General features: G+C 72.7%; 6 protein-coding genes. All 6 read right to left on the bottom strand.

Annotated elements, in window-relative coordinates:
• Window positions 1-330: 330 nt before the first annotated feature.
• The 6 genes from AB5J56_RS20685 to AB5J56_RS20660 all read right to left on the bottom strand — a co-directional run bounded on the left by AB5J56_RS20685 (window position 331) and on the right by AB5J56_RS20660 (window position 23,107).
• Complete coding sequence (locus AB5J56_RS20685) at window positions 331-7,413, bottom strand: amino acid adenylation domain-containing protein (RefSeq protein ID WP_369234219.1); 7,083 nt, start codon at window positions 7,411-7,413, stop codon at window positions 331-333.
• Window positions 7,410-18,791 (bottom strand): amino acid adenylation domain-containing protein, encoded by an 11,382-nt coding sequence (locus AB5J56_RS20680; protein ID WP_369234218.1) that lies wholly within the window; start codon window positions 18,789-18,791, stop codon window positions 7,410-7,412. Before AB5J56_RS20680 ends, AB5J56_RS20685 begins: the two co-directional genes overlap by 4 nt.
• Before the next feature lie 131 nt (window positions 18,792-18,922).
• Entirely contained in the window at window positions 18,923-20,194 is a 1,272-nt protein-coding gene (locus tag AB5J56_RS20675) for a glutamate synthase-related protein (protein ID WP_369234217.1), read from the bottom strand.
• Complete coding sequence (locus tag AB5J56_RS20670; RefSeq protein WP_369234216.1) at window positions 20,191-21,207, bottom strand: asparagine synthetase A; 1,017 nt, start codon at window positions 21,205-21,207, stop codon at window positions 20,191-20,193. Before AB5J56_RS20670 ends, AB5J56_RS20675 begins: the two co-directional genes overlap by 4 nt.
• Window positions 21,204-22,637, bottom strand: a complete 1,434-nt coding sequence (locus AB5J56_RS20665; protein WP_369234215.1) for a methylaspartate mutase — start codon at window positions 22,635-22,637, stop codon at window positions 21,204-21,206. Before AB5J56_RS20665 ends, AB5J56_RS20670 begins: the two co-directional genes overlap by 4 nt.
• A complete protein-coding gene (locus AB5J56_RS20660; protein WP_369234213.1) occupies window positions 22,634-23,107 on the bottom strand; it encodes a cobalamin B12-binding domain-containing protein in 474 nt (157 codons plus the stop codon). The genes AB5J56_RS20665 and AB5J56_RS20660 overlap by 4 nt, the downstream gene beginning before the upstream one ends.
• Window positions 23,108-23,312 lie beyond the last annotated feature (205 nt).

Genomic DNA, 23,312 nt, shown 5'->3' with positions numbered 1-23,312 from the left:
GTGACTGCCGCCGGTCGTCGTTCGCAGGGGGTCCGGTGGGTGGGTCGGGGCCGTGCCGGTGGGCGGCTGCGGGTAGTGGTCGCCCACCCTGCGGGCAATCGTGCCGCTGGGGCGGCACGGGTGGGCGCAGGCGGCGCCCCGTAAACGCCGGGCTGCGCGACCCACCACCGCCCAGCACCACCGCCGGGTGACCATGCAAAGCAAGGGGCGCCCGGGGTTTGCCCCCCACCCCGGGGGCCGAGTAGGCAGACGCGGCGCCGACCCCCGTACGCGCGAAAGCGCCCGGTCCGCCGGGGTGGCGGAACCGGGCGCCCCGTGCGGCGGGGGTAACTAGTGGCGGACTCCTCGGAGTTGCTCCGCCAGGACCTTGCCGATCTCGCGGAGCGGTTCCGTCGTGGTGAGGTCCCAGTGCGCGGAGTCGATGTCGTGTTCCTCGATGCGGCCGAGGACGTACGGGGCCCAGGCGTCGGCGCCGGTGAGGGCGGCGGGGGTGCGCAGGGCGTTGAAGAAGACCGCGTTGCCGGTGAAGCGGCGTTCGGGGACGTAGCGGTAGCGCATGGCCAGGTGGGCGGCGGTGGCCTCGATGACGGCGATGGACTGAGGGGTGTCGAGGGCTCCGAGGATCGGGTCCTCGCGGCGCAGGACGGTGGACAGTTCGAGGGGATCCGGGGTCAAGTCGGCGCACACCAAGGGGAGATCGGTGGCTCGTTCGCCCAGGAACGCCGTCAGGACCTCGCGGCCCGTGATGGCGGGCGCGGTGAAGCCCTCGGGGAGCGGATAGGCGTCCAGCAGGCCCAACAGGGCCACCTCCTCGCCCTGTTCCTCCAGGCGGGCCGCCACCGCGTGGGCGACCAGGCCGCCGAAGGACCAGCCCAGCAGGTGGTACGGGCCGTGCGGCTGGACGGAGCGGATCTCTGTGACGTACGTGTCCGCCATCTCCGCCATGTCGGCCGGCCGCAGCGCCGGGTCCGTCAACTCCCGTGCCTGGAGGCCGATCAGGGGGCGATCGCCCAGGTGGCGCATGAGGCCGGCGTAGCACCAGCTCATCCCGGAGATCGGGTGGACGCAGAAGAGCGGGGGCTCGGACGAGGCCGTCATCGCCTTGATGGGGAGCAAGGTCTCCAGGGGGTTTCCGCCCGCCTGCGTCGCGATGTGCTCCGCCAGCAGCGCCGGTGTCGGGCACTGGAACAGGTCCCGGATGGTGACCGGGGTGTCCCAGATCCCGCGGATGCGGCCGATCAGGCGGGTGGCGAGGAGGGAGTGGCCGCCCAGGTGGAAGAAGTGGTCGTCGATGGTGACGGAGCCGACTCCGAGGGTGGCCGCGAACAGGCCGCACAGGATTTCCTCCGCCGGGGTGCGCGGGGAGCGGCCGCCGGTCGCCTCGGCCTGGGGCGGCTCCGGCAGGGCGCGGCGGTCCAGCTTGCCGTTCACCGTCAGGGGCAGGGCGTCCAGGGGGACGATCGCGGCGGGGACCATGTACTCGGGCAGCGCCGCGGCCGCGTGCCGGCGCAGTTCGGTCAGGTCCGGGCTGGTCGAACTGTCGGTGGGCACCACGTACGCCACCAGGCGCTTGTCGCCCGGCCTGTCCTCGCGGATCACCGCGGCGGACTGGATGACGGAGGGGTGGCGGAGAAGGGCCGACTCGATCTCGCCCGGCTCGATGCGGAAGCCGCGCAGTTTGATCTGCTGGTCCGCCCGGCCCAGGTATTCGAGGGATCCGTCGCGGGACCAGCGGGCCAGGTCTCCGGTGCGGTACATGCGGGAGCCCGGCGTGCCGTGCGGGTTCGCCACGAAGCGTTCCGCGCTCAGCACCGGCTGGCCGATGTACCCGTTGGCCAGCCCGTGCCCGGCGACGTACAGCTCGCCGGGGACGCCCGGGGGGAGCAGGCACAGGTTCTCGTCCAGGACGTAGGCGTGCTTGCCGGTGATGGGGCCGCCGATCGGGATCGCGGGTGCGGGGGCGGTGATCGTGTAGGCCGTCGTGAAGCCCATGCTCTCCGCGGGGCCGTAGCCGTTCACCAGGTGCAGGTGGGGGTGGTCGGCCAGGGCCTTTGCCGTGTGCGCGGGTGACGCCGCCTCGCCTGCCGTCATGGCTTCGCGGATCCGGGAGAAGACCGCCGGGTGCTCGTCGAGCATGTGGTTGAACAGGCTCGCCGACATCTGGAGCGTGGTGATGTCGTGGCGCTCCACCAGCTCCGCGATCTGATGCGGGTCCGTGTGCTGGCCGGGCTGCAGGACGCAGACGCCGCCGTGCAGCAGCGGGCCGAACACCTCCAGCGCGAACGCGTCCCACGAGACCGGGGAGCTTTGCAGGTACGTCTGTTCCGGGCCGAAGGCGAGGTAGTCCGGGCCGATGAACGTCGCGGCCAGGGCTCGGTGCGAGGCCGCCACGCCCTTCGGTACGCCGGTGGAGCCCGAAGTGAACATGACGCACGCGGTGGATTCCGGGTGCCCGGACGTCTCCACGGGGGTTCCGGGGAGTGTGCTGATGGTGGGGGTGTCGACGGTCAGGTCTACGAGCGTCGCCGTCGTGGGCAGCGCCACCAAGTGGCTCTGGGTCACCAGGGCCGACGGGTTCACTTGGCCCAGGACCGTGGTGAGGCGGTCGGCCGGGAACTGCGGGTCCAGGACTGTGTAGCCGGCGCCCGCCTTCAACACCGCCAGCAGCGAGGCGATCAGGTGCGGCGAGCGCTCCAGGTGGATGGCGACGATGCTGCCGGGGGTCACTCCGTTCTCGGTCAGGTGTCTTGCCAGGCGGTTCGACCAGATGTCCAGTTCGGCGTACGTCAGCTGCTGGTCCTCGAAGACCAGGGCCAGGGAGTCCGGGGTGCGCGCTGCCTGTCCGACGAACAGGCCGTCCAGTCCGAGGGCCGGGGCGGGGGTGGGTGCGCCGCTCCACTCCAGGACGTGGTCCCGCTCGTCGGCGGAGAGCAACTCCAGTTCGGTGACGGGGAGATCGGGGGTTGCGGTGGCTTCCGTCAGCAGGCGTACGAGTCGGTCCGCCGTTGCCTCGATCGTGGTCGCCTCGTAGAGGTCCGTGGCGTACTCGACCGTGATGTCCAGGCCGGTCGGTTCGCCGTCCGTGCCTCGGTGCTCGCCGAACGCGAAGGTCAGGTCGAACTTCGCGACCGACGTTCCCGGGAACGCGAACTCGCCGGTCAGGTCGCCGAGTCCGGGGGCCTCGGTCAACGTCTCGCCCAGCGTCAGCATCACCTGGAAGAGGGGGTGGCGGGCCGTGGTGCGCTCGGGGTTGAGGATCTCGACGAGGCGGTCGAAGGGGAGGTCCTGGTGGTTCCAGGCGGCCAGATCCGTCTCGCGGACCCGGGTCAGCAGGTCGCGGAAGGTCGGGTTGCCGGTCAAGTCGGTGCGCAGAACCAGGGTGTTGACGAAGAAGCCGATCAGGTCGTCGAGCTTCTGGTCGGTGCGGCCCGCGACGGGGGAGCCGAGCGGGATGTCCTGGCCGGCGCCGGAGCGGGACAGCAGGGCCGATACGGCGGCCTGGGCGACCATGAACAGGGTCGTGCCGGTGTCCTGTGCCAGGGACGCGAGCGCTTGGTGCAGCGGGGCGTCGCAGTGGACCGTGTGCGTGGTGCCCCGGTTGGAGGCCGTGGCCGGGCGCGGGCGGTCCGTCGGGAGCGTGGCCTCCTCCGGGAGGTCCGCCAATGCCCCCCGCCAGTGCGTGAGTTGGCGGTCCTCGTCCTCGCGCAGGAGCCGCTCCTGCCAGAGCGTGTAGTCGGCGTACTGGACCGGCAGCGGCTCCCACTCGGGCGCCTCGCCCTGGGTGCGTGCCTCGTAGGCGGCCGACAGGTCGCGGAACAGCGGGGCGTTGGACCAGCCGTCCGAGGCGATGTGGTGGATGACGAGGGAGAGGACGTGGTCGTCGTCGGCGAGCTTGAACAGGCCTGTCCGGAAGGGGAGTTCGGAAGCCAGGTCGAAGGTGCGGGACGCCTCCGCGCCCAGCAGTTCGAGCAGGGTGTCCTCCGTGGCCGCGGTGAGCGGGAGTTCCACCGGCTGGGCGGGCGTCAGGTGCTGGTACGGCTTGCTCTCGTGGGTGGGGTACGTGGTGCGCAGGCTCTCGTGGCGGCCGGCCAGGTCGGTCAGTGCGAGGCGCAGGGCCTCGCGGTCGAGGGGGCCGTGGAGCCGTAGCGCCATCGGGATGTTGTACGTCGCCGACGGGCCCTCCAACTGGTCCAGGAACCACAGGCGTTGCTGGGCCGAGGAGAGCGGGACGCGCTCCGGGCGGTCCTCCGGGACGAGGGCCGGGCGGCGGGTGTCGCCGCTCGCCGCCGTGAGCCGCTCGGCGAGCTGGGCGACCGTCGGGTACTGGAACAGGTCCCGGATGGTGATCTCCGCGTCCCACACGGCGCGGATGCGGCTGATGAGACGGGTGGCGAGGAGCGAGTGGCCGCCGCGGTGGAAGAAGTGGTCGTCGATGGTGGCCGACGGGAGTCCGAGTACGGCCGCGAACAGGCCGCACAGCACCTCCTCGGCCGGGGTGCGGGGCGCCCGGCCGCCGGTGTCCAGGGACTGCTGGGGCGCGGGCAGCGCACGCCGGTCGATCTTGCCGTTGGTGGTCAGCGGGATCGCGTCGAGGACGACCAGGGCGGAGGGGACCATGTACTCGGGCAGCGCGGCGGAGATCTCCCGGTGCACCGCCTCCGTGTCCAGCCTGGTGCCCTGCGCCGCCACCAGGTAGCCGACCAGGCGCTTGTCGCCGGGACGGTCCTCGCGGACGACGACCGTGGCCTGAGCCACGGAGAGGTGAGCCGTCAACGCGCTCTCGATCTCACCCGGTTCGATGCGGAAGCCGCGCAGTTTCACCTGCTGGTCGGCCCGGCCGAGGTATTCGAGGGAGCCTTCGTGGTTCCAGCGGACCAGGTCGCCGGTGCGGTACATCCGCTCGCCGGGGATCCCGTACGGGTCGGCCACGAAGCGTTCGGCGGTCAGCGAGGGGCGGTTGAGGTAGCCCTGCGCCAGGCCCGCGCCCGCGATGTACAGCTCGCCCGGGGTGCCGGGCGGCAGCAGCTGGAGGCCGGGGCCGAGGACGTAGAGGCGGTGGTTGTCGAGGGCCTCGCCGATGGGGATCGTGCCCGCGTACTCGGCGTCGCGGCGGACGCGGTGGGTGGCGGCGAAGGTGGTGGTCTCGGTCGGCCCGTAGCCGTTGACGACCGTGGTGTCCGGGCAGTGCTCATGGATACGGCGGACGGCCTCGGGCGGGACGACGTCGCCGCCGGCCCACACCTCGCGCACTCCGGCGAAGGCGTCGGGCGCCTCCTCGGCCATCACCCGGAACAGGCCCGCGGTCAGCCACAGGCTGGTGATCCCGTGGTCGTCGATCAGCCGCCGGTAGCCCGCCGGGTCGAGGTGTCCGCGCGGCGCCACGACGAGGGTGCCGCCGTTGAGCCACGGGACCCATATCTCGTACGTCGACGCGTCGAACGCGGTCGGGGAGTGGAACAGCACCCGGCGGTGGTTGCCGCCCGCGTACCTGCTCTGTCCGGCCAGGTCGGCGACGTTGCGGTGGGTGACCGCGACGCCCTTCGGGACGCCCGTCGAGCCCGAGGTGAACATGGCGTACACCGGCTGGTCGGGGTGGATGGCGGGCACGGGGGCGGTGCTGGGGAGCGTGTCGAGGGTGAGGCTGCCGTCGAGGACGACGACCCGGGCGGTGGCCTGGGCGACCACCGGGTGGTCGGACATCGCCTCGTCGGTGAGCAGGACCGGGGCCGCGGTGTCGCCGAGGATCTGGACGAGCCGGGTGTCCGGGTCGGTGGTGTTCAGCGGCGCGTAGACGGCGCCCGCCTTCACGATCGCGAGCAGCGCGGTCAGCAGGTCGGCCGAGCGCTCCATCAGCACGGCCACCACGTCGCCCTGCCGGATGCCGAGGTCGACCAGGTGGTGGGCGAGCCGGTTGGTGCGCTCGTCCAGCTCGCCGTACGAGAAGTCCTGGTACTCGTCGACGAGGGCGACGGCGTCCGGGGTGCGGGCGGCCTGCGCGGCGAACAGCTCGGCGAGGCTCGCCTCGGGGCCGCCGGTGACGGGGCCCGCCCACTCCTGAAGGAGCTGCCGGCGCTCGTGCTCGCCGAGCAGGTCGAGGACGGAGAGCGGGGTGTCGGGCGAGGTGAGGACCGCCTCAAGCAGGCGCCGCAGCCGGGCCATCAGCGCGTCGATCGTGCGCGCCTCGTACAGGTCGGTGGCGTACTCGATGGTGATGTCGAGGCCGTCCGGCCGGCCGTCGCGGGTGCGGTGCTCGCCGAAGCCGAAGGTCAGGTCGAACTTGGCGATCTGCAGCTCGTTGTACTCGGTGCGGGCGTCGAGCCCGGGGAAGCCGACCGCGTCCGAACCGGCCTCGCCGAGGGTCAGCATGACCTGGAAGAGGGGGTGGCGGGAGGCGGACCGCTCGGGGTTGAGGACCTCGACGAGGCGGTCGAAGGGCAGGTCCTGGTGGTTCCAGGCGGCCAGGTCCGTCTTGCGGACCCGGCCGAGCAGGTCGCGGAAGCTCGGATCGCCGCTCAGGTCGGTGCGCAGGATGAGGGTGTTGACGAAGAAGCCGACCAGGCCGTCGAGCGCCTCGTCGATGCGCCCGGACACCGGGGAGCCCACCGGGATGTCGAGCCCGGCGCCGGAGCGGGACAGCACGGTCGCGACCGCCGCCTGCACCGCCATGAACAGGGTCGCCCCCGACTCCCTCGCCAGATGCGTGAGTCCGGCGTGCGCGTCGGCCGGCAGGTGCGTCATGCACTGCGCGCCCCGGTAGGAGGCGGCCGCCGGGCGCGGCCGGTCGGTGGGCAGGGTGGCCTCCTCCGGCAGCTCGGCCAAAGTCTCTTGCCAGAAGGCGAGCTGGAGGGCTCCGGCGCTCTCCGCGTCGTCCGCCTCGCCGAGCAGCTCCTGCTGCCACAGCGTGTAGTCGGCGTACTGCACGGGCAGCGGCTCCCACCCGGGGGCCTGTCCCTGGACGCGGGCCCCGTACGCGGTGGCGAGGTCGCCGAGGAGCGGTGCGGTCGAGCCGCCGTCGGTGACGATGTGGTGCATGATCACGAGCAGCACGTGCTCCTGCTCGCCGAGCGCGATCAGCCGGGCCCGTACGGGCAGGTCCACCGCCAGGTGGAAGACCTGGGCGGACTCCTCGGCGAGGACGGCGGAGAGGGTCTCGGCGGTGGCCGGGACCACCGGCAGGTCGAGCTCCACCTCCTCCTCGGCCAGGATGTGCTGGTACGGCGTGCCGTCCTGGTCCGGGAAGACCGTGCGCAGTGCCTCGTGCCGGCCGATCACGTCGAGCAGCGCCGACTGAAGGGCCGCGCGGTCGAGTTCGCCGGTCAGCCGGACGCCGAGCGGGATGTTGTACGTCGTCGAGGGGCCCTCCATCTGCGCGATGAACCACAGACGCTGCTGGGCGAAGGACAAGGGGATCACTTGGTCGCTCCCATCCGGCGCATCGGCCGCAATATGGGCCTTGCGGCCTTGGCGCCGTCGAGCTTCTCGACGAGCGTTGCCACGATCGGGTTTTCGAAGAGGGTCGCCACGGACACCTCGACCGCCAGCACGGTGCGGATGCGTCCCACCAGCCGGGTGGCGAGGAGGGAGTGTCCGCCGAGGTGGAAGAAGTGGTCGTCGATGGTGACGGACGGCAGGCCGAGGATCTCGGCGAACAGACCGCAGAGCACTTCTTCCCGGGGGGTGCGGGGTGCGCGTCCGGTGGCGGTGTCGTTGCTGAGCTGAGGGGCGGGCAGGGCCCCCCGGTCCACCTTGCCGTTGCTGGTCAGCGGGATCGCGTCGAGCAGGACGAACGCGGACGGGACCATGTACTCGGGCAGCAGCCCGGCAGTCCGCCGCTTCACGTCGTCGACGTCGATCCCGTCGCCGTCCTGCACCGGCACGAGGTAGGCGACGAGGCGCTTGTCGCCGGGCCGGTCCTCGCGGACGGCCACGACCGCCTGGGCGACCGAGCCATGGCCCGCCAGCACGCTCTCGATCTCGCCGGGTTCGATGCGGAAGCCGCGCAGCTTGACCTGCTGGTCGGCCCGCCCGAGGTACTCCAGGGAGCCCCGCTCGTTCCATCGCACCAGGTCACCGGTGCGGTACATCCGCTCGCCCGCCGGACCGTACGGGTCGGCGACGAACCGCTCGGCGGTGAGCGAGGGCCGGTCCAGGTAGCCCTGGGCGAGACCGGCGCCCGCGATGTACAGCTCGCCGGGGGTGCCCGGCGGAACCAGCCTCAGATGCGGATCCAGCACGTACAGGCGGTGGTTGTCGAGCGCCTCGCCGATGGGGACCGCGCCGTCGTGGTCGAAGGGGCGGCGGATGTGGTGCGTCGCGGCGAACGTGGTGGTCTCCGTGGGGCCGTAGCCGTTGACGACCGTGATGCCCGGGTTGTGGTCCATCACGCGGCGCACGGCCTCGGGCGGTACGACGTCGCCGCCGGCCCACACCTCACGGACACCGGCGAGAGCCCCGGGGGCTTCCTCGGCGATCAGGCGGAAGAGTCCCGCCGTCAACCAGAGGCCGGTGATGGCCTGTTCGGCGATGAGCTTCTGATACGCGGCGGTGTCGAGGTGCCCGGCCGGGGCGACGACCAGCGCGCCGCCGGTGAGCCACGGCACCCACATCTCGTAGGTCGAGGCGTCGAAGGCCATCGGCGAGTGGAACAGCACCCGTTGGTGGTTGCCGTTCGCGTACATCCGCTGGTGGGCGAGGTCGGCGACATTGCGGTGGGTGACCGCGACGCCCTTCGGGACGCCGGTCGAGCCGGAGGTGAACATGGCGTACACCGGCTGGTCCGCGTGCACCCGGACCTGCGGGTCGCTCGTGTCGGCCCCGCCCGCCCGCCCGGCCGGGATCAGCCTGGCGCCCGCGGGCAGTCGAACCGCTCCGGGTTCGCGGTCGGTGACGAAGAAGGAGACGTCGGACTGCTCGACGATGAGCTGGACGCGCTCCATCGGGTAGCGGGTGTCGAGCGGCACGTACACCGCGCCGGCCTTCACCACGGCGAGCGTGGTGACCACCGCGTCCACGGACCGCTCCTGGAAGAGGGCGACCCGGCTGCCGGGCGCCACCCCCTCCGCGATCAGCCGGTGCGCCGCACGGTTCGCGCGCTCGTTCAGCTCGCTGTACGTCAGCTCTTCGCCGCCGTGTACGACGGCCACCGCGTCCGGGGTCCGGGCGGCCTGGGCGGCGAACAGCTCGCCCAGCGCGGAGTCCGCGGAGTCGGTCACCGGACCCGCCAGGTCCTCCAGCAGGAGCTTGCGCTCGCCGTCGGACAGCAACTCCAGTTCTGCGACGGGCAGGTCAGGCGTCTCGGTGGCCGCGACCAGCAGCCGTACGAGCCGGTTCGCGGTGGCCTCGATGGTGCTCGCGTCGTAGAGGTCGGTGGCGTACTCGACGGTGATGTCCAGGCCGCCGGGCTCGCCCTCCGCACCCCGGTGCTCCGCGAAGCCGAAGGTGAGGTCGAACTTGGCGATCTCCACCTTCGAGAACTCGTACGCCGTTTCCAGGCCCGGGAGTTCGGGTGCGTCGGCCGACGTGTCGCCGAGGGTGAGCATGACCTGGAAGAGCGGATGCCGGGCGGGGGTGCGCTCGGGGTTGAGGATCTCCACCAGCCGGTCGAAGGGCAGGTCCTGGTGGTTCCAGGCGGCGAGGTCGGCCTCGCGGACCCGGGTCAGGAGCTCGCGGAAGCTCGGGGCGCCGCTCAGATCGGTGCGCAGGACGAGCGTGTTGACGAAGAAGCCGACCAGGTCGTCCAGTTGCTGGTCCGTGCGGCCGGCGACCGGGGAGCCGAGCGGGATGTCCTGCCCGGCGCCCGAGCGGGCGAGGAGCGTGGACACCGCCGCCTGGGCGACCATGAAGAAGGTCGCGCCGGTGTCCTGGGCCAGCGCGGTGAGCGCCTGGTGGAGCCCGGCGTCGCCGTGCACGGTGTGGGTGCTGCCCCGGTTGGAGGCGGTGGCCGGACGGGGGCGGTCGGACGGCAGGGTGGCCTGCTCCGGCAGGTTCGCCAACGTCTCGCGCCAGAAGCCGAGTTGGCGCTCCTCGTCCTGCTCCATCAGCTGCTGCTGCCACAGCGCGTAGTCGGCGTACTGGACCGGCAGCGGCTCCCACTCCGGCACCCGCCCCTGGGCGCGGGCCGTGTAGGCGGCGGCCAGATCGCGGAAGAGGGGGGCGTTGGACCAGCCGTCGGAGGCGATGTGGTGGATGACCAGGAGCAGGACGTGTTCCCGGTCGCCGAGGGCCAGCAGGTGGGCGCGGAGCGGGAGGGCGGCGGCCAGATCGAAAGGGGTGGCCGAGAGGGCGGTGAGGCGGGCGGCGAGTGCGTCGGCGGTGACGGGGACGACGGGCAGCTCGACCGGCTCGGGCGGCCGCACCGACTGGTAGGCCTTCCCCTCGTGGGTCGGGTAGACCGTGCGCAGGCTCTCGTGCCGGGCGAGCAGGTCGGTGAGGGCCGACTGCAGGGCCTCGAAGTCCAGTTCGCCCGTCAGCCGCAGGGCCATCGGGATGTTGTACGTCGCCGATGGGCCCTCCATCTGGTCCAGGAACCACAGCCGTTGCTGGGACGAGGAGAGCGGCACCCGCTCCGGGCGCTCCTGCGCCCGGGCCAGCGGCGCCCGGGCCGGCTCGCCGTTGCCCTCGGTGACGCGCTCGGACAGTGCGACCACGGTCGGGTACCGGAAGAGGTCCTTGACGCCGAGCTGTACGCCGAAGGCCTGGCGGATGCGGCTGATGAGACGGGTGGCGAGCAGGGAGTGGCCGCCGCGGTGGAAGAAGTGGTCGTCGATGGTGGCCGAGGGCAGCCCGAGCACGGCCGCGAACAGGCCGCACAGCACCTCCTCCTGCGGATTGCGCGGCGCGCGTCCGATGACGTCGTGGATGACCTGCGGGGCGGGCAGCGCGCGCCGGTCGATCTTGCCGTTGGCGGTGAGCGGAATCGCGTCGAGGACGACGAAGGCCGACGGGACCATGTACTCGGGGAGCGCCGCAGCGGTGTGCCGGCGCAGATCGCCCAGGTCCACGCTGTCCCCGGCGGCCACGAGGTAGGCGACGAGCCGCTTGTCCCCGGGCCGGTCCTCGCGGACGATCACGGTGGCCTGGACGACCGCCGGGTGCGCGGTCAACGCGCCCTCGATCTCGCCGAGTTCGATGCGGAAGCCGCGCAGCTTGACCTGCTGGTCGGCCCGGCCGAGGTACTCGAGGGAGCCCTCGTGGTTCCAGCGGACCAGGTCCCCGGTGCGGTACATCCGGGTGCCCGGCTCGCCGTACGGGTCGGCGACGAACCGTTCGGCGGTCAGCGACGGGCGGCCCACATAGCCGCGCGCCAGACCGGCCCCGGCGATGTACAGCTCGCCGGGCGCACCGGCCGGAACGAGCCGGAGCGCGGGGTCGAGGACGTAGAGGCGGTGGTTGTCGAGGGCCTCGCCGATCGGGATCGTGCCGGGGGAGTCGTAAGGGCGGCGGACGCGGTGGGTGGCGGCGAAGGTGGTCGTCTCGGTCGGCCCGTAGCCGTTGACGACGGTGGTGTCCGGGCAGTGCTCCTGGAGCCGCCGCACCGCCTCCGGCGAGACGACGTCACCGCCCGCCCACACCTCCCGGACCCCGGCGAAGGCCTCCGGCACCTCCTCGGCCATCACCCGGAACAGCCCGGCTGTCAGCCACAGGCTCGTGATCGAGTACCGGTCGAGCAGCTCGCCCAGCGTGTCGGTCTCCAGGTGGCCCCGGGGCGCCACGACGACCGTGCCGCCGGTCAGCCACGGCACCCAGATCTCGTAGGTCGAGGCGTCGAAGGTGTGCGGGGAGTGGAAGAGGACCCGCTGGTGGTCGCCGCCCGCGTACATCCGCTGGCGGGCCAGGTCGGCGACGCCCCGGTGGGTGACGGCGACGCCCTTCGGGACGCCGGTCGAGCCCGAGGTGAACATGACGTACAGCCACTGGTCGGGGTGGGTGGAGGCGGTGATCCCCGACGCCGGCCGGTCGTCGAGGTCCTTGCGGTCGACGACGAGGTCCCGGGCCTGCGCCCTGTGGACCAGCGGATGGTCGGCCAGCGCCCGGTCGGTGATCAGGACCGGCGCGTCGAGTTCGTCGAGGATCTGGATGTGGCGGGCGTCCGGGTCGGCCGGGTTGAGGGGCGCGTAGGCGCCGCCCGCCTTCACGACCGCGAGCATGGCGACCAGGAGATCGGCCGAGCGCTCCATCATCAGGGCGACGACGGATTCGGGGCCGACCCCGAGGCCGGTGATCCGCTCCGCGAACCGGTCGGACTCGGCGTCGAGTTCGGCATAGGTGAGGGTGCGCTCCTCGGACGCCACGGCGACCGCGTCCGGCGTACGGGCCACCTGCGCGGCGAACAGCTCCCCGAGGCCCGCGTCCGGGAAGGCGCCGTCGGTGACCGGCCCGGCGCCGAGCTCCAGCAGCCGCTCCCGCTCCTCGGGGCCCATGAACTCCAGTTCACCGACCGGCAGTTCCGGCGCGGCGACGACCGCTTCCAGCAGCCGTACCAGACGGTCCGCGAGCCCTTCGACGGTCCGGGCGTCGTACAGGTCCGTCGCGTACTCGATGGCCAGGTCCAGGCCGTCGGGCCGGCCGTCGTCCGTGCGGTGCTCGTGGAAGGAGAAGGTCAGGTCGAACTTGGCGATCTCCAGCGGGGTGAAGCCCGACTCGGTGTGCACGCCCGGGAGTTCGAGGACGGGCTTGGCCGCGTCCTGGAGGGTGAGGGCCACCTGGAAGAGCGGGTGGCGGGCGGTGCTGCGCTCGGGGTTGAGGATCTCGACGAGCCGGTCGAACGGCAGGTCCTGGTGGGCCCAGGCCGCCAGATCGGTCTCCCGGACCCGGTCGAGCAGCTCGCGGAAGGTCGGGTCCCCGTCGACATCGGTGCGCAGCACCAGGCTGTTGACGAAGAAGCCCACCAGGTCGTCGAGGCGCTGGTCGGTGCGGCCCGCGATCGGCGCCCCGATGGGGATGTCCGTACCGGCACCGGAGCGGGCCAGTGCGGTCGCCACCGCGGCCTGGGCCACCATGAACAGCGTGGTCCCGGTCTCCCGGGCCAGCCGGGTCAGCGCCTCGTGCAGCGCGGGCGGGCACTGCACGGAGTGTGTACGGCCCCGGAAGCTCGCGGTCGCCGGACGCGGCCGGTCGGCCGGGAGGGTGGCCTCCTCGGGCAGCTCGCCCAGCGTCTGCTGCCAGAACTCGGCCTGCCGCTCCCCGTCCGCCGCCAGCAGCTCCTGCTGCCACAGCGTGTAGTCGGCGTACTGCACGGGCAGCGGCTCCCACTCGGGCACCCGGCCCTGCACCCGGGCCGCGTAGGCGGCGGCCACGTCCCGCAGGAACGGGGCGGTGGACCAGCCGTCGGACACGATGTGGTGCATGACCACGAGGAGCGTGTGCTCCTGCTTGCCGACCTCGAACAGATGGGCCCGGATGGGCAGTTCGGCTTCGAGGTCGAAGGTGCGCGCGGCCTCGGCGCCGACCAGCGCGTCGAGGTCGCCCTCGGCCGCGGCGGTCACCGGCAGCTCGACGCGGACCTCGGCGGCCGGCATCAGCAGCTGGTGCGGCTCGCCGTCGGACACCGAGAACACCGTGCGCAGGCTCTCGTGCCGGACCACCGTGTCGGTGAGCGCGTACCGCAGCGCCTCCGCGTCCAGGGCGCCGGTCAGCCGCAGCGCGAGCGGGATGTTGTACGTCGCCGAGGGGCCCTCCAGCTGGTCCAGGAACCAGAGCCGCGCCTGGCCGAACGACAGCGGCACCCGCGCCGGGCGCGCCCGCTCCCGCAGGCCCGGCCGCCGCGACTGCTCACCGTCGAAGGCGCCCTGTTCGACCAGGTCGGCGAGCGCGGTCGGTGTCGGGCCCTGGAAAAGGTCCTTGACGGTCATCTGGACGCCGAAGGCGGCCCGGATGCGGCTGATCAGCCGGGTGGCGAGGAGGGAGTGTCCGCCGAGGTGGAAGAAGTGGTCGTCGATGGTGACGGACGGCAGGCCGAGGATCTCGGCGAACAGCCCGCACAGCACCTCCTCGACCGGCGTGCGCGGCGCGCGCCCGGTGGCGGTGTCGCCTGCGAGCTGCGGCACGGGCAGGGCCTTGCGGTCCACCTTGCCGTTGCTGGTCAGCGGGATCGCGTCCAGTGGGACGAAGGCCGCCGGGACCATGTACTCGGGCAGCGCGTCGGCGGTGTGCCGGCGCAGTACGGCCGCGTCGACACCGTTCTCCCCGGCGGGCACCACGTAGGCGACGAGGCGCTTGTCGCCGGGCCGGTCCTCGCGGACGGCGACGACGGCCTGGGCGACGTCCGGGTGCGCGGCGAGCACGCTCTCGATCTCGCCGGGTTCGATGCGGAAGCCGCGCAGCTTGACCTGCTGGTCGGCCCGCCCGAGGTACTCCAGGGAGCCTCGCTCGTTCCACCGCACCAGGTCGCCGGCCCGGTACATCCGCTCGCCGGACGGGCCGAACGGGTCGGCGACGAAACGCTCGGCGGTGAGCGAGGGCCGGTCCAGGTAGCCCTGGGCGAGACCGGCGCCCGCGATGTACAGCTCGCCCGGGGTGCCCGGGGCGACCAGCCGCAGGTGCTCGTCGAGGACGTAGAGGCGGTGGTTGTCGAGGGCCTCGCCGATGGGGACGGGGCCGGTGTAGTCGAAGGGGCGGCGGATGTGGTGGGTGGCGGCGAAGGTGGTGGTCTCCGTCGGGCCGTAGCCGTTGACGACCGTGATCCCCGGGTTGTGGTCCATGACCCGGCGCACGGCCTCCGGCGGGACGACGTCGCCGCCGGCCCACACCTCGCGCACACCGCCGAAGGCCTCGGGAGCCTCCTCGGCGATCAGCCGGAAGAGCCCGGCGGTCAGCCACAGGCTCGTGATCGAGTGCTCGGCGATGAGCTGCTGGTAGGCGGCCGTGTCGAGGTGCCCGGCGGGGGCGACGACCAGGGCGCCGCCCGTCAGCAGGGGCACCCACATCTCGTAGGTGGAGGCGTCGAACGCCATCGGGGAGTGGTAGAGGACGCGGGCGTGATTGCCGTTCGCGTACATCTCCTGGTGCGCCAGGTCGGCGACGCCCCGGTGGGTGACCGCGACGCCCTTCGGGACGCCCGTCGAGCCGGAGGTGAACATCGCGTACACCGGCTGGTCGGCGTGGACGCGCACGCCCGGGTCGCTCGCGTCCGTGCCGTCGAGCAGGTCGGCGACGTCGAACAGGCGTGCATCGGCCGGGAGTTGGAGCCCCGCGAGGTCGGTGTCGGTGACGAAGCAGCCGATGCTCGACTGGGCGACGATCAGCTGGATGCGCTCGACGGGGTAGCGGGTGTCGAGCGGCACGTACACGGCGCCGGCCTTGACCACGGCGAGCGTGGTGACGACCGAGTGCACGGACCGCTCCTGGAAGAGGGCGACCCGGCTGCCCGGCCGCACCCCCTCCGCGATCAGCCGGTGCGCCACCTGGTTCGCCTGCTCGTCCAGCTCCTTGTACGTCAGCTCCTCGCCACCGTGTACGACGGCCACCGCGTCCGGCGTCCGCGCGACCCGGGCGGCGAACAGCTCGCCCAGTCCGGCGTCGGCCGTGTCGGTGACCGGGCCCGCCAGCTCCTCCAGGAGCAGCCTGCGCTCGCCCCCGGACAGCAACTCCAGCTCCCCGACCGGGAGATCGGGTGTCGCGGCGGCTTCGCGGAGCAGACGTACGAGCCGGTCGGCGGTGGCCTCGACCGTGCGGGCGTCGTACAGGTCGGTGGCGTACTCGACGGTGATGTCCAGGCCGCCCGCCTCGCCGTCCGCCGTCCGGTGCTCGGCGAAGGAGAAGGTGAGGTCGAACTTGGCGGCCTGCAGCCAGGTGAACTCGGCGTGTGCGTCCAGGCCTTCGGCGACCAGGGTCGGCGTGGCCGCGTCGGTCAGCGTCAGCATGACCTGGAAGAGCGGGTGGCGGGCCGCCGACCGGTCGGGGTTGACGGCCTCGACGAGGCGGTCGAAGGGCAGGTCCTGGTGCGCCCAGGCCGCGAGGTCGGTCTCGCGCACCCGGGTCAGCAGCTCGCGGAAGCTCGGGGTGCCGCTCAGGTCGGTGCGCAGGACGAGGGTGTTGACGAAGAAGCCGACCAGGTCGTCGAGCTTCTGGTCCGTGCGGCCCGCGATCGGGGAGCCCAGCGGGATGTCCTGGCCGGCGCCGGAGCGCGAGAGCAGCGTCGACACGGCGGCCTGGGCGACCATGAACACCGAGGCGCCGGACTCGCGGGCCAGTTGTGCCAGCGCCGCGTGGACGTGGGGCGGGCAGTGCACGGTGTGGGTGGCGCCGCGGTAGGAGGCGACCGCCGGGCGCGGCCGGACCGCCGGCAGCGTGGCCTCCTCCGGAAGCTCCGCCAACGCCTCCTTCCAGTACGAGAGTTGGCGGGCGGCGGGGCTCTGCTCGTCCGCCGCGTCGCCGAGCAGGTCGTGGTGCCACAGCGCGTAGTCGGCGTACTGGACCGGCAGCGGCTCCCAGGCGGGGCGCTGGCCGCGCGAGCGGGTGACGTAGGCGGTGCTCAGGTCGCGCATCAGCGGCTGGTAGGACCAGCCGTCGGAGACGATGTGGTGCATCACGACGAGCAGCACGTGGTCCTGTTCGTCGAGCTTGAACAGCTGTGCCCGCAAAGGGAGTTCACTCGCCAGGTCGAAGGTCCGGGCGGCCTCGGCGGCGAGCAGCTCCTCCAGCGTCGCGTCGCTCGCGGGAGTGACCGGCAGCTCGACGCGGACCGCGTCGGCGGGCAGCACCCGCTGATAGGTCTGGCCCTCGGCCGTGCCGAAGACGGTGCGCAGGCTCTCGTGGCGGCCCGCCACATCGGTGAACGCGGCCTCCAGCGCGCCGACGTCGAGGGCGCCGCGCACCCGGACGGACAGCGGGATGTTGTACGTCGCCGAGGGGCCCTCCAGCTGGTCCAGGAACCACAGCCGCTGCTGGGCGGCCGACAGCGGGAGAAGCTGGGGTCGTTCCTCGATCGCCGTCAGCTCGGGACGCGCCGACTCGCCGCCGTCCGCGGCTATGTACTGCGCGAGCAGGGCCGCCGTCGGGTACTTGAAGAACTCCCGCAGCGAGAGCTGCGCGTTCAGCGAGGTGCGGACGCGGCTGACCAGGCGGGTGGCGAGCAGCGAGTGGCCGCCGAGGGCGAAGAAGTCGTCGTCGATGCCGATCGAGGGCAGGCCGAGGGCGTGTGCGAACAGACCGCACAGCACCTCCTCGACGCCGTTGCGGGGAGCCCGGCCGTTCGCCGTGGCGCCGGCGCGGGGGGCGGGCAGTGCGCGCCGGTCCAGCTTGCCGTTCGGGGTGAGCGGCAGTGTGCCCAGCGGGACGAGCGCCGAGGGGACCATGTACTCGACCAGCTCCTGGCCGGCGTACCGGAGCACCTCGGCGGCGTCGATGACGCCTTCGACCGCCGGGACGACGTAGGCGACCAGGCGCTTGTCGCCGGGGCGGTCCTCGCGGACGATGACGGCGGCCTGGGCGACCGAGGGGTGGGCGCTGAGGACCGACTCGATCTCGCCGGGCTCGATGCGGTTGCCGCGCAGCTTGATCTGCTGGTCGGCGCGGCCTCCGAAGACGATCTCGCCGTGCTCGTTCCAGGCGGCCAGGTCGCCGGTGCGGTACATACGGCTGCCGGCCGGGCCGAACGGGTCGGCGGTGAAGCGCTCCGCGGTCAGGTCGGGTCGGCGGCTGTAGCCCTGCGCCAGGTGCGGTCCGGCGACGTAGAGTTCGCCGCTCTCGCCGGGGGCGGTGTGGCGCAGTTCCCCGTCGAGGACGTACATCGCGGTGTTGGCCATCGGGATGCCCAGGTGCAGCCGCTCCAGGGTGCGCACCTCGGGGGTGAAGGCCTGGTAGCTGCAGAAGACGGTGGCCTCGGTGGGGCCGTAGACGTGCACGACCGTGGTGTCCGGGCACTGGTCGAGGACCTTCTGCAGGGCGGTCGCGGAGAGCACGTCGCCGCCGGTCCAGATCTCCCGCAGCCGGGCGAGGCCCTCGATGGCCTCGCTGGCCATGGCGTCGAAGAGAGCGGTGGTGAAGTAGGCGGCGGTGATGTCGTGGCGGGCGATCGCCTCGCCCAGCTCACCGATGTCGATCTTCGGGGAGGTCAGCACGACGGCGAGGCCGCCGCGCAGCAGCGGCACCCACAGCTCGTACGTGGAGGAGTCGAAGGCCAGCGGCGAGTAGGCGAGGACCCGCTCGTGGGCGGCGGTCCCGAAGCCGGGGTCGAGGGCCAGCTCCACCACGTTGCGGTGGGTGTTGACGACGCCCTTGGGGGTGCCGGTGGAGCCGGAGGTGAACATCACGTACAGCGCCTGGTCGGGGTGGACCGCGACGCCGGGCGCGTCGGCCGGCCCGTACGCCGTGACGCTCTCGTCGTTCAGCCGGAGCACGGGCAGGTGGGCCGCGAACTCCGTCTCCCCGGCCGGGCGGTCGGTGACCAGCAGGACGGCGGAGGTGTTGTCGAGGATCCAGGACTGGCGCTCGGCGCGCTGGCGCGGGTCCAGCGGCACGTACACGCCGCCGCTCTTGAGGACGGCGAGGACCGTGATGACGTAGGCAAGAGAACGGTCGAAGAGCAGCCCGACCGCGTCGCCGGGGCCGACGCCCGCGGCGATCAGTTCCCCGGCGAGGGCGTTGGCCGCGCCGTCGAGCTCCCGGTAGGTCAGCTCGCGCTCCTCGCGGACCAGGGCGGTCGCGTCGGGGGTGCGGGCGGCCTGCGCGGCGAACAGCTCGTGCAGCGGGCCGACGGGAAGGTCCATCGCCGTGTCGTTGTACGCGGTGACGCGGGCCGGCACGCCGTCGGCGCCGGGGGGCAGAGCGGGGCCGGCTTGCTGCTGGGACATCTCGACACCTTCTTGGAAGCTCGGTTGGCTGGTCTCGCGGCGTGCCGGGAGACCGACGGAGCCACGACGGGGAATGTGCGGGGTCTTGCCAAGTCGTATGGAGGGGCCGGGAGTTCACCCGGCCCGGGCGGTCACCCGGCCCGCGCGGGCGGCGCCGCCTCCGGGGGGAGCAGGACGTCCTCGGCGTCGAGCGCGTCGACGCGGTACTTGCCGACGGCGCTGATCAGCAGCCGCAGCTCCAGGGCGATGCTCTCGACGAGGCGGACGAGCCCGTCCTCGGCGTCCTCGTCGACGGCCAGCAGGGCGGCCCGGCCGAGGCCGACCGCGTGGGCGCCCAGGGCGAGGGCCTTGACGGCCCGGGTGCCCTCCCAGATCCGCCCGCTGGCCAGCAGGCAGTTGCCGGTGCGGCCGATCCGGGTCAGGCACTCGCCGAGCGGCAGCCCGACCTGGCCGAGGAACCCGCTGGGCGCCCAGGCGGTGCCGCCCTCGGCGCCGTCGACGGTCACCGAGTCCGCGCCGGCCGCCCAGGCGGTGGCCGCGGCGAGGGCCACGTCCCGTCCGGGGTGGAGCTTGACCCACACCTTCACGCGCGGGAAGTTGTTGCGCATCAGCCGGATCTGCTGGCGCAGGATCTCCTCGGTGAACGTGCCGGGGCTGCTGATCCGCAGGACGCGGTCGCTGCCGGCGCCGAACACCGGGTCGGTGGCGTACTGTTCGGCGACCCGCGCGGCGGCCTCGCGGCCCAGCACGGTCAGTCCGCCGAGGCCCGGCTTGGCGCCCTGGCCGACCTTCAGCTCGAAGGCGAGGCGGCCGGAGGCCAGCAGGGGTTCGCAGACGGGGTCGCTGTAGACGAGGTTCCACACCTCGGCGTCCGCGTCCTCGGTGGACTGCTGGACGACCACGCCGCCGACCCCGTGGTCAACCGCCTCCGTGTAGGCGGCGATCCGGCCGAGCAGCGGGGAGACCTCGGAGTCGGACCCGGCGCGGTAGCCGTTGACCGGCACCACGTTCTCGCCGATCACCATCGGGATGCCGAGCCGCCCGGCCTGCCGTCCGGCGGCCTCGCCGAGGTCGCGGCTGGCGACCTGGGTGGAGCCGAACGCGGACACGTACAGCGGCAGCCGGGAGGCGAACCCGCCGACCACGGTGTCCAGTTCGACATCCGTGTACAGCGGCTCGCGGGCCAGCTCGATGAGCTTCTTCAGCCGCTCCGGCATGAACACCGGCGGCACGATCCGGGCCCGCTCCAACAGGTCGTACGGGTCCTGCGCGACGCCCGCCTCGGCGCCCAACAGCCCGTTTCCGTAGCCCTCCAGGGCGGGGAACGCGCCCGCCGCCCCGTGCCGGGCCCGGCGGCGCACCTGTTCCTCGGGGAAGCCGGCGGCGCTCAGCACGGTGCTCACGCGGACACCACTCCCGGAAGCTTCGGGTAGGCGCTGGCCTCCCAGGCGGCGGTGCGGCCGGTGACGTAGCGGGTGAAGCGCTCCAGGCCGATGCCGAAGCCGGAGCTGGCGGGGATGCCACGGCGGGCCAGGTCCAGGTACCAGCCGTACTTGGCGGGGTTCTCGCCGGTCTCGCGCATCCGGGTCACCAGCGCCGCGTAGTCGTGCTCGCGCTCGCTGCCGCTGGCCAGCTCGCCGTAGCCCTCGGGGGCGATCAGGTCGAAGTTCCGCAGTACACCCGGCTGCCCGGGGTCCTCGCGGTCGTAGAAACCGCGCGAGCCCTTCGGGTAGTCGGTGACGAAGAACGCGTGGCTGGACTTGGCGGAGATGATCTCCTCGCCCTGCCAGTCGATCTCGGCGCCGGGGTCCTGCGGGTGGCCGAGCGCGATCAGGTCGGCGGTGGCCTCCTTGTGGGTGGTGCGGGCGAACGCGCCCTGGACCACCTCGCGGAAGGCGTCGCGGTCGCGGCCGAGCAGCTCCAGCTCGCCCGGCATCTCCCGGACCACCTCGTCGACGACGTACGCCACCAGCTGCTCGGCGAGCTCCATCGCGTCCTCGCGGCGGGCGTCGCGTATCTCGACGTCGATCTGGTGGAACTCGGCGAGATGGCGGTGCGTGACGGCCGTCTCCAGGGGCTCCAGGCGGACGTTCGGCGCGATGTAGAAGATCTTGTCGAAGGCCAGCAGGGAGGCCTGCTTGTAGAGGATCGCGCTGGTCATCAGCTTGTACTTGTGGCCGTAGAAGTCGATGTCGACCTGCTTGGAGCCGCGGATGCCCGGGTCCGTGACCGGCCCGATGACCGGCGGCAGCAGCTCCTGGAAGCCCTGCCCGGTCAGGAACGCGCGGGTCGCGGCCAGCATGCGGCTCTGCACCCGCAGGGTGGCGCGCGTGCTCTCGCTCAGCAGGTGCTGGTCGGGGGAGGACGGGAACGAGGGCGGGGTGCGGCCGTCGAGTCCGGCGGACGTGCTGGTCATGGTGCTACCTCCTGGGTGTGCTGCCGTGAGTCCGACGGACGCCGGGATGCCGGGGGAAGGGTGGCTCGGATGGTGGTGGGAGAGGCGAGAGCGCGGTCGTGGCGGCGCTGCACGAACGACAGCGCGTCGTACAGGCCCGAGGCGGTCAGCCGCCCGCCGCGCCGCGTGACATGGCCGATGGGCATCGCCCCGATCTCCGACCAGACGAGCCGGCCGGACCGGTCGATACGGCTGCGGGTGCGGCCCGCGTTGTCGGGGTGCAGGCAGTAGGGGACGTCGAGCAGTCCGCGCGCGAACGCCTTCAGCAGGGCCTGGCCGATGTCCGGGTCGAGGGCGAGTACGGCCTCGACGAGGGCGCGGGCCTCGGCGTAGACAGGGTTGTCGGAGACGTCGGCGAGGGCCGCGAGCCGGGCGGGTCCGGCCCCCGTGAGGGGTGCCGTTCCGCGCCGGGTGAGGTCCGCGCGGTGCAGGGCGGCTGCCCGGGAGGCGGTGCGCAGGGCCTCGACGTTCTCCGCGACCGTCGGGATGCGGTGCGACTCGGCGGTCGTCTTCACGATCAGCCGGGCCGCGCCGGTGTCCACGGCCAGCTCCGCGGAGCGTTCGAGGAGGTCCAGGGCGCCTTCGCGGGTCCTCGGGTAGAGGCCCATGTAGGTGTAGAGGACGATGTGCCAGTCGGTGTCCGGCAGCAGGTCGCCGGCCAGCCGCCGCAGCGCGTGCACGGCCTCGCGGTCCTGCTCGGCGCTGGTCTGCTGCGCGTAGCTGAGCGAGATGCTGCGCAGGCCAGCCCGGTGGAAGAACAGTGCCTCCAGCGCGCTGAGCGCCACCAGCAGTCCCGGCGGGCACAGCTGGCCGAGCATGCAGCCGCCGAACGTCTCCAGGTGCGGTTCCGTGCCGTGGGCGCGCAGCGCGGCCAGGGCCTCGCAGCTCTCCTGCCAGTTGCGCACGGAGTCCAGCAGCGGGGTGCGTCCGTACGGCAGGCAGTACGAGACCGGGCCGCCCTCGGTGGCGTCGAGGCCGAGCAGGGCGAGCGCGGCGACGATGCCCTGGGGGCGCGCCGAGCCGTGCCGCACCTGCACCGGGAACCCGGCGTCGCGGACTCCGTCGAGGACCCAGCTCGCGGTGTGCGGGCTGTAGGAGGTGATCGGGAACCCGTTGAGCAGGACGCCCTCGTGCAGCGCACGCACGGCTGAGGGTTCGTCACCGACCCTGGTGTAGCTGTCGATGGTGACGGTCCCTACGACCGGGTCCGCGGCGTTCTTGGTGGCCAGCAGGCCCGCCCGCATCAGCGAGGGGTCGGAGAATCCCATCCGCGGCTGCACCACGAGCGCTCCGCGGGCCTGCGCCTCGGCGACGAACCGGCCGAAGGACAGCGGGCGGCGGTGCACCGTGGTCCGCTCGGCCGCGCGGGGCACCTGGACCGGGGCGGTCATCGTGCCACCCCCTCGGCCAGGGCGCGTGCCCGGGGCAGGGAGCCGACGAAGGACTCGAAGGCGGCGAAGTCGACGCCGTCCTGGAACACCGCGTCGAAGCCGGCCCGCATGAGTTCCGCGGCCTGCTCGTCCCGGCCGCCGCCGGACACCCCGAGCTTGCCGCCGATGACGGCGGGCAGGCCCGCCAGCTCCCAGCGCGACCGTACGGCCTCGATGAGCGGCCGGGCGTCGTTGAAGCCGTGCCCGTTGACGCTGCTGACGACCAGCAGATCGGGCTCGAACTTGCAGCAGGACTCGACGATTTCGTCCTGGGGAACGCAGGGTCCCAGGTTGACGACGTTGTGCCCGAGGTCTTCGAGCAGCAACTGGATGAATACGAGGTTCCAGGTGTGCGCATCGGACGGCAGTCCGGTAACGACGACGTCCAGCGGCCCGGATCGAGGGCGAGCCGCCCATTCCACAGGCTTCATTGTTCGCTTCGTCCACATCATCGGATGACAGGGGAGAAGGAGTTTCCGGTCCGTGTTTCTGGCGGGCCGGAACTTCCTTTCGGACATCACCGTAGATTCGCGCCGGAGCCGTTTCCGGCGTCCCCGGCGGCAACCGGCAGGCAGGTAGGCAGCAGTTGTGCGTTGTCTGCCGCCGGGCCGGTCCCCGGCCGCGAATAGTGGTGCG

Source organism: Streptomyces sp. R21 (assembly GCF_041051975.1).
GTDB lineage: Bacteria > Actinomycetota > Actinomycetes > Streptomycetales > Streptomycetaceae > Streptomyces.
The sequence above is the reverse complement of the archived record's forward strand: the minus strand, read 5'-3'. Positions and strand labels throughout refer to the sequence as shown.